We start from the raw sequence: 725 nt of genomic DNA on the forward strand, positions 1-725 counted from the left end.
TCGATGCTTACCTTTGGAAGTTCGTTCACCTTTACCGTAACCGACCCCGTCAAGGGCGTCAGACAGCCTTCGGTTCCGGTATAGCTGACGCTCACCAATTCATAAACGGTTGTCTGAGTAAGGGTTCCCGTTGCGACAATGGCCTCTCCCGTTACAGGATTGAGCAATGCCGTCTCGTTGTTCAAGACCCCGACTATGTTATAGGTAACCACCGCTCCAGGGGTTCCCGTGAATACGATCTCTGAGCTCTCTCCAGAGCAGATCTCCGATTCGGTTCCGTTTGCAACAGTGGCTACTGGCAATGGCTTCACCGTAAGGGTCATGGTATCGGATATGACATCGGCACATGGCGCGCTGCTCAGCACGCAGTAATAGTCGCCGCTGTCGGCAACCGTTGCCGAATTGATCGGATAGATGTTCGTGGTGGCACCCGGACCTGTCAGGGCGGTTCCTCCCTTATACCACTGGTAGCTGATGTTGCTTCCGGTGGCCTCCACCTTGATGTAATGTGTCTCGCCTTCGCAGATGTTGGCATCCTCCGGATCGGCCGTGATGACCGGCGCCTGGTTTACCGTGATCGCTAGCGGGTCTGAAGTGATGGAAGGGCACGAGTCACTGCTCACGACGCAGGTGTAGACACCCGTATCGGAAACCTGCGCTGCGCTTATTGTAAGGTTCTGGCTGTTGGTTCCTACAGGAGTGGTGCCTCTCAGCCATTGGTAGCT

The 725-nt window shown here is 55.3% G+C and carries 1 protein-coding gene and 1 pseudogene; both read right to left on the minus strand.

Annotated features, from left to right (window positions below; all coding sequences use genetic code 11):
* On the minus strand, positions 1-323 hold a 323-nt coding region (locus tag ACI6PS_RS16205; protein WP_421013608.1), incomplete at its 3' end, for a hypothetical protein.
* Positions 324-362: 39 nt separating this feature from the next.
* Positions 363-713, minus strand: a pseudogene (locus ACI6PS_RS16210) (immunoglobulin domain-containing protein); the annotation flags it as partial.
* Between the last annotated feature and the right edge of the window lie 12 nt (positions 714-725).

Source organism: Flavobacterium sp. PLA-1-15 (genome assembly GCF_049060005.1).
Lineage (GTDB): Bacteria > Bacteroidota > Bacteroidia > Flavobacteriales > Flavobacteriaceae > Flavobacterium.